General features: G+C 69.9%; 5 protein-coding genes. 4 read left to right on the plus strand and 1 reads right to left on the minus strand.

All coding sequences use genetic code 11. The features are described 5' to 3' along the window. From HY703_08430 to HY703_08445, 4 genes are all read left to right on the plus strand, one after another. Positions 1-1,965, plus strand: a 1,965-nt coding sequence (locus HY703_08430; GenBank protein MBI4545206.1) for a DUF4384 domain-containing protein, incomplete at its 5' end; no start/stop codon positions are given. A gap of 18 nt (positions 1,966-1,983) precedes the next feature. Next, on the plus strand, positions 1,984-4,131 hold the full coding sequence (locus HY703_08435; GenBank protein MBI4545207.1) for an adenylate/guanylate cyclase domain-containing protein: 2,148 nt from the start codon (positions 1,984-1,986) through the stop codon (positions 4,129-4,131). 35 nt (positions 4,132-4,166) lie between these two features. Next, on the plus strand, positions 4,167-5,156 hold the full coding sequence (locus HY703_08440; protein MBI4545208.1) for a hypothetical protein: 990 nt from the start codon (positions 4,167-4,169) through the stop codon (positions 5,154-5,156). A gap of 43 nt (positions 5,157-5,199) precedes the next feature. Continuing rightward, positions 5,200-7,182, plus strand: coding sequence for a GAF domain-containing protein (locus HY703_08445; GenBank protein MBI4545209.1), 1,983 nt, complete (start codon positions 5,200-5,202; stop codon positions 7,180-7,182). A 266-nt stretch (positions 7,183-7,448) separates the two neighbouring features. On the opposite strand, the gene HY703_08450 is transcribed toward HY703_08445, so the two are convergent. Continuing rightward, positions 7,449-7,601: hypothetical protein (locus HY703_08450; GenBank protein ID MBI4545210.1), on the minus strand; the 153-nt coding region annotated here is incomplete at its 5' end.

The following is a 7,601-nucleotide window of genomic DNA, read 5'->3' on the forward strand; positions in this document are numbered from 1 at the left end:
CCCTTCGCCCGGCCCCGCTCCCTGAAGCGCAATCCTACCAGCGACCTGGCCAAGCCCGCCGGCGCCAAGGCTGCGACGCCCGGGGTGCGGGAAACGGCCAACCTCGACGCCAGCACGCGCAAGCCCATTGTCGAGATCGCCGCCGCCCAGCCGGACGAGGTCGCCATGGACGCCGTCTTCCCGGGCGTGGGCGGCGCGCCCAGCAAGAATGGCGGAGCGTTCACCACCAACTTCGTGCGCAACCTGTGGCAGGCCCCCGACAACGCCAGCTACCAGGAGGTCTTCGAATTCACGCGGCGCGACCTCAAGCGCCAGCGCTTCGTGCAGAACCCCAACCTGGACGGCCCGGCGACGCGCGGCCTCTTTACCGTGGACGGCGGGCCCGTGCTCGCCGCGGCCGAGCCCGAGAAGCCGGCGCCGCCACCACCACCACCGGCCAAGCCCGCCGCAGCGCCGCCACCTGCACCGGCCCCGGCCCGGCCGGAACCGCCAGCCCCCAAGGCGGAAGCGCCCGCACCGGCGCCTGCACCCAAGCCCGCGGCGCCGCCCAAGGCAGAGGCACCAGCCCCGCCTCCCGCGCCGGTGAAGGCGGAGCCGACCCCGGCGCCTGCTGCACCGAAGCCCCAACCGCCGGCGCCCAAGCCCGAGCCGCCGGCGCCTGCACCGAAGCCCGCGGCGCCGCCCAAGGCAGAGGCACCAGCCCCACCTCCCGCGCCGGCCAAGGCGGAACCGACCCCGGCGCCTCCTGCACCGAAGCCCCAGCCGCCGGCGCCCAAGGCAGAACCGCCGGCCCCCGCGCCCCAGCCGCCGGCCGCGCCTCCTGCCCCGGCTAAGGCCCAGCCCACGCCGCCACCGGCGCCGGCACCTCGGCCCGAGCCGCCCGCACCCGCGCCTACACCCGCACCCGCGCCTGCACCGGCTCCGGCGGCTCCACCCGCCGCACCGGCTGAGGCCGCTGCCGGCTGGGACGCCTACGTGCCCGTTTCCGCCATCCTGGGCGAGGCCGAGGTCGAACTGGGCGGCGGCAGCGCCGCCGGGATCACTGAGGGCTCGTTCTACAAGGTCGGTGACAAGACCTTGCAGGTCATGAAGGTGGAAAAGGACAAGGCCCGCGCCCGCGTGGTCGAGAAGGAGCTCCGCGGAATCAAGCTCGTGCGCCGCGACTCCCTCGCCGTCGGCGCGCGCGCCTATCTCGTCGCCTATAGCTTCCCCGAGACTGTCCTGCGCGTGTCCGTCGCCGGCCTGCCCGCCGCCGCCCGCACCGCCATCACCAGGCAGCTCGCGGGCCTGGCCGGGCTGCAGATCGTGCAGGATCCCAAGACATTCGCCGACCTGCTGATCCAGCCCGACGGCAAGAACTACGTCGTCCTGGGCGTCGATGGCGCCGTCCGCCACACGGTCGCGGCGCCGACCGCGAACCAGGGCGCGGACGCCCTCGCGCCGCTGCTGCGCAACGAGTGGGGGACCCACCAGCTTGCAGCGCTCGAGAACCCCGCCCGGCCGTTCCCGGTCGAGCTCTCGTTCCTGACCGAGCGCAGCACATTCCGCCTCGACGACGAGATCGAGTTCCGCATCCGGGCCGGCAGCGACGGCTATCTGACGCTGGTCGACCTGGGGACCGACGGCACGGTAACCGTACTGTTCCCCAACGAATGGGAGAGCAGCAACTTCGTCCGCGCCGGCCAGGAGGTCGTCCTGCCGACCACCGCCATGCGCACCAGCAGTGTCGTGTTCACCGCCTCGCCGCCGGCCGGTCGGGGCATTGTCCGCGCTTTCGTGACGCAGCGCCCGATGGTGGTTCCCTTCGCCAAGGGCGCCGGCTTCGCGCAGGGTGAAGCCAGCCAGGCGGAGCTGGTCAGACAAGCGCTGCGGCGCGCCGCCGGCGAGCCACCGGTTTCGGGATCGGAGGCCTGGCCCATTGCCACCTGGGCCAGCGCCTCACTGGTCTACGAGATCACGAAGTAGCGCGGCGGATAGAAGCCTATGAAGATCCGGCGACTCCTGGCCGGCTTCGGCATCACGGGCAGCGCCGCTCTCGTGGCGTTCGGCCTGACGACCGTCCAGTTCTTCGAGCCGCTGTTCGGCCAGCTCGAGTTCAAGACGCTCGACTTCCGCGTCCGCTCGGCGGCCAAGCCGCCCCGCGAGAAGAGCGACGTCGTGCTGGTCCTCTTCGACAGCACGGCTACCAGGGATTGGCCTTACCTCGAGCCGTTCCCCCGCGCCGTGCTCGCCGACCTCGTCGATGCCGTGGCCGGCCTCGGCGCCCGCGCCATCGGCCTGGACGTCTACCTGCACCGCCCCTATCCCGAGCTCGATCGCCTCGAACCCTTTGTGGACGGAGACGCACGCCTCCGCGCCGCCATGGCCAGGGCGGGAAATGTGGTGCTCGTCGCGCCCAGCGAAGGCTCCGGCGCGGAGCGCGTGCTGCTGCCGCCACACCCTTATTTCGCTGAGGTGGCCGCGGCAGTCGCCGATGCCGGCACGCCGACCCCCTTCGAGACGCAGCGCGACGGCCTGCTCACCACCCGCACCGAGCAAGGACTCGTGCCCAGCTTCGCGCTCGCGCTTTACGCGCAGGCGCGCGGGATCGACCTCGACGCTTACCTCGCGCAGGCGGCCCGATCCGGAACACTGCCGGTCCCCGGGCTCCCCCAACGCTACGCCCGAATCCCCGAAGAGAAGGCCTCGCAGACCGCCCCCATCCTCTTTGTCGGGCCGCCCAGCCGGCCCGGGCGCGATGACGGCGCGTTCCTCGTCTTCTCTTCCGCCATTGTGCAGCAGGTGGGAGCCCTGGGCGATTTCATGCCCGACTGGTTCAAGAACGCGTTCCGCGACAAGATCGTGCTCATGGGCAGCGGCTACCATTACAACGAGCAGTTCCGCACGCCCTTCTACGACGAGACGGCCGCCAATGGCGAGATCTTCGGCTGGACCTACGGCGTCGAGGTGCACGCCAACCTGCTCGAGAATCTGCTGACCGGCCGCCACCCCATCGAGCTCGGCACCAGCCGCACCCTCTTGCTGCTGCTCCTCCTATCCCTGCTGGTCACTGCCGCCACCTTCTTCCGCGGCGTGGCCTGGGGCGCAGCCCTGGCGCTGCTGCTGCTCGACGCCGTGCTCTGGCTGGCCTGGTCACGTTTCGCCGACGCATACGTGCACCTCCCCATCATCGGGCCCACACTCGCCCTCGTCTTCGCCTTCCTGGGCTCCACCAGCTACGTGTCCGTGGTGGAAGGGAAGGAGAAGCGCGTCATTCGCGGCGCGTTCTCGAAGTACGTCTCGCCCGCCGTCGTGGACCAGCTCGTCGCTGACCCCTCTCGCCTCAAGTTGGGCGGCGAGATGCGCACCATCAGCATCCTCTTCAGCGACCTGGCCGGCTTCACTTCCATGACCGAGGCGCTCAAGGACACGCCCGAGAAGCTGCTCTCCCTGCTGAACGAGTACCTGGACGAGATGGCCGATATCGTGCTCGAGGAAGGCGGTACCCTCGACAAGTATATTGGCGACGCCATCATGGCGCTGTACGGGGCGCCCAGCGCTCTCCCTGATCACGCGCTGCGCGCCTGCCGCACCGCCATCCGCATGCAGCGCCGGCTCCACCAGCTCAACCTGCAGTGGCGCGATGCCGGTATCCGCGAGTTGAGCATGCGCATTGGCATGAACACCGGCACCCCGGTAGTGGGCAACATCGGCGGGCAGAAGCGCTTCGACTATACGGCCCTGGGCGACGACGTCAACCTGGCCGCGCGTCTGGAGCCGGCGTGCAAGACCTACGAGGTCGATATCCTCATTGCCGAGAACACCCGCCATGCCGCGGGCGCGGCAGTCCAGGTGCGCGAGCTGGACCTGCTCGCCGTCTACGGCAAGGCGCAGCCCGTGCGCGTGTTCGAGCTGCTCGGCCTCGCCGGCGATGACATCGGGCCCAAGGCCGAAGTGCTCGCGCAGTACGAGCGCGGCCTCGAGACGTTCCGGGACCGCGACTTCGAACTGGCCACCCAGTACTTCCAGGCCGCGCTCGAGCTCGATCACACGGACGGCCCCAGCTCGCTCTACCTCGAGCGCTGCCGCGAATGCATCCTCAACCCGCCGCCCGCGGACTGGGATTTCGTCCAGCGCAGGCAATTCAAGTGATGCCACGGGACGGGAACACGGAAAGGGAGGGTCTCATGCGCGTTGTGCGCCGCCGCCTCATTGCCAGCGCCCTGCTAGTCGCCGCACTCATCACGGGTGCCGCGGCAGCGGTAGCGTCCGCGGACCCGGTGGCCGTACTCATTCAGGTGAACGGCGCCGTGCGCGTGCAGCGGTCTGGCCAGAGGGCGCCCGTCGGCGCCACACTGGGCATGTCGCTGATGGACGGCGACCGGGTGATTGTTGCCGCGGGCGCCCGCGCGGTACTGCTCTACCGCACCGGTCGGACCCAGACCGCAACGGCCTCCCTCACGGTTGCCGCGCCGGCGGAAAACCGGCCCGGCGGCCTGTTCAACCAGACCGTCCGCACCCTCACGCAGGTTGCCACCACCGATGCCCGCACCCAGCCCAACCGGCAGGGAATGATCCGGCCCATCGCGGGCGCCGCCGTCCCGGTCTCGCCCCGCAACCGCATCAACGTGCTGGACGTGCGGCCGACCTTCCTCTGGTTCCGCATTCCGGAAGCCGCCGGCTACACAGTGCAGATCAGGCGAGCCGAGACCAAGCCGCCCCTCACGGACGACCCCGCCGATACCGCCTGGAAACCCGTCCGCTATGATGTTGGCGCCGATACTACCTGGACGTTGCCCGGCTCCGAGAACCCCCTGGTGCCCGGCGCCTTCTACGAGTGGACGGTCGCCGCCGCCGATGGCGGCCGGGTGGCCGAACCGCAGCGCTTCCGCATCATCAGCGCGCCCGAGTATACCGCCCTCGCCCGCAGCCTGGGCGGCATCAGCGCCATGGGGCTCGACCCGGCTGGCGACGGCCTGTTCATGGCCGCGCTAGCCTATCGCGATGCCGGACTTTTCTACGAAGCGGACCGCGCCCTGAACCGGCTGGAAGCGGCCGGCGCCGGCACCGGCCGAGCCTTCCACCTGCTGCGGGGCGAGGTCTATGACGCGCTCGGCCTGCTCCAGGCGGCTGCCGAAGCCTTCCGGCGGGCCGAGGCGCCGGAGACGGCCACCTGAGCGCCGATACACCCAGCGGCAGCCAGATCAACGTCGGGGAAGTATGATCGCAACCGGCAACCCCAGCATCGTCGACGCCGTCCTCTACCACGGGGCCGGCACGCAGCTCCAGGCCATGGAAGCGGCCATTGAAGGTGCACACATCCCGCGCCGCGCCACCATCTCCGCCCTCGCCGAAATCGATGAGCCGCCCGAGGTCCCGGCCGTGCTGCTGCTGGATCAGACCCTCGCCAGAGCAGCGCCGGACCTGGCCGCGGCGCTCGCCGGCCTGCCCGCAGCCGTGGTCGTGGTCGCACTCGATGGCGACGTCGAGGCCCTGGCGGCAGAGAGTGACCGCGTGCTCCTGACCCTGCCCGCCGGCCAGCACACGGCCGAGGCCGCGCGTACCCTGCGCGTCGCGTTCCGCCACGCCGCCGAGCGCCTGGCCACCGACCGCGCCGACCGCGAGCTCGCTCGCGCCCGCAGCGAGCTGCGCGAGCTGAATCGCATTGGCATGGCGCTCATGACCGAGCGCGACCCCGAGCGCCTGCTGGTGCACATCCTCGAGCAGGCACGGCGCCTCACCCAGAGTGATGCCGGAAGCCTTTACCTGGTCGAGCTGGACGAGGACGGCAAGCCGCGCCTCCGCTTCAAGCTGGCCCAGAACGATTCGCTGCCCGGTCTGCCGCTCGTCGAGTTCACCCTGCCCCTCGACCGCACCAGCCTCGCCGGCTACGCCGCAGTCACCGGGGAAGCGCTGGTCCTCGAGGACGCCTACCGCATCTCGACCGACGCGCCCTATTCCTTCAACCGCAGCTTCGACGAGCGATTCGGCTACCGCACGCAGTCCATGCTCGTGGTGCCCATGAAGGACCACAAGGACGAGGTCGTGGGCGTGCTCCAGCTCATCAACCGCAAGCGCGACCCGGACGCCCGCATCACGGACGAGGGTTCGGCCGAACTGATCGTGCTCCCCTACGGCGAGCGGGAGCTGCAGCTCGTACGCTCGCTGGCCGGCCAGGCCGCCGTGTCCATCGAGAACTCGCAGCTCTACCAGCAGATCGAGCACATCTTCGAGAGCTTCGTCAAAGCCTCCGTGATCGCCATCGACCAGCGAGATCCGACCACGGCCGGACACAGTGTGCGCGTGGCCACCATGACCTGTGACATGGCCGAGGCCATCGCTGAGCACGGCCGCGGGCCCCACGCCGACGTGCGCTTCAGCCGCGAGCAGATGCGCGAGCTGCGCTACGCGGCGCTGCTCCACGATTTCGGCAAGGTGGGCGTGCGCGAGGAGGTGCTGGTCAAGGCCAAGAAGCTGCCGCCCCACCTCATCGAGCGGGTCGAGGCGCGCTTCGATCTGATCCGCAGGACGCTGGAAGCCGATTACTACAAGCAGCGGGTGGAGCTCGTCGGGCAAGATGGGCCCGCCCACTTCGCCGCCATGGAAGGCCCGCTCGAGGAGGAGTTCCAGCGCCAGATGGAAGAGCTCGAGCGCCTGCACGCCGCTGTGCGCGCGGCCAATGAGCCGACCATTCTCCCCGAAGCCAGTGCGGAAATCTTGGATGACATTGGCCGCCGCACCTTCCGCGGCGTGCGCGGCGACCTGCTCCCCTTCATTACCGAGCACGAGCTGCACTTCTTGAGAATCCCCAAGGGCAGCCTGGATGACCACGAGCGCCGGGAAATCGAGTCCCACGTCGAGCAGACTTACCGCTTCCTCTCCCAGATACCGTGGACCGACGACCTGCGCAGTGTCGCCGACATCGCCTACGGCCACCACGAGAAGCTGGATGGCCGCGGCTATCCGCGCGGCATCCGGGCCGACCAGATCCCGGTCCAGACCCGGATGATGACCATCGCCGATATCTTCGACGCCCTGACCGCCTCCGACCGCCCCTACAAGAAGGCCATCGGCGAGCAGAGGGCGCTCGACATCCTGGTCATGGAAGCGAAGAGCGGAATGCTCGACCAGCCCCTGGTCGAAATGCTGATCGAGAGCAAGTTGTACCGGAAAGTACTGGAGCGCGACTGGCGGGAACTGTAAGCTCTCTCACCCCGGGGCCCCTCTTCTGTCATCCCGGGCAAGTGCGGCGAACCGCCCTTTGCTTTCCTGCCTGCTACGCCCGTTCGCAATTACAGTGACCGCCGAGCGCGCCCAGCACACAGAGATCGTACCGTACCTGGCGACCGCCTGGCACTCCGCGCCTCCGCGGCCTCGGCGGTGGTTCTCGGCGCCCAGCCGCTGCCCTGCAGATAAGCGAACTCCTGACCCGGAGGACTGGAGAGCGCCGCTCCGCGCGCGGCTCCGGGTTATTCCCCGGCAGGCTTGCCGCTGGCCGCGACCGCCAGCGGCACATCCCCCAGCCCGCTGCGCTGCGGGTTCTGCCGTCCGTTCGTGTCCCCCCTCACCTTCGTGGTCACGTAGTTCGCGACTTCCGCAAACGTGACAATGCCATTCGCATC

Source organism: Gemmatimonadota bacterium (genome assembly GCA_016209965.1).
Classification (GTDB): Bacteria; Gemmatimonadota; Gemmatimonadetes; order Longimicrobiales; family RSA9; genus JACQVE01.